The 304-nt window shown below is 40.8% G+C and carries 1 protein-coding gene; it reads right to left on the bottom strand.

Features of this window, described 5'->3' with window-relative positions; genetic code table 11:
* Positions 1–304, bottom strand: a 304-nt coding sequence (locus A3766_RS30660) for a cache domain-containing protein (RefSeq protein ID WP_197479412.1), incomplete at both ends; no start/stop codon positions are given.

Here is a 304-nt window from a genome sequence, read left to right as displayed (position 1 = left end):
AGAATTGGCTGTAGTAAAGGCTTATTCGTCAAAGAAGAGAAAGCCAATCCGGTCTTGCCAAACTGTACTGATGCTTCAGAGTTATTATTAACCGGCGTGAGTATCCCGATATCAGATCCGGTGATTCTATTAAAATCTAGCATCATATCTGCTAGTGATACGCTCAGCTGAATAAGTTTAATATCACCATTAATATCTAGAATCGGAGACAGTACAGCTAACTGACAAAATTCAAAACAGATCATTTCTTCGGACGGAGTGCGACTCGTCAAGGTACGCTCAATAACGTCGGAGTTTGGACGAA

This window comes from Oleiphilus sp. HI0132, assembly GCF_001635845.1.
This window is presented reverse-complemented; position numbering and strand designations above follow the sequence as displayed.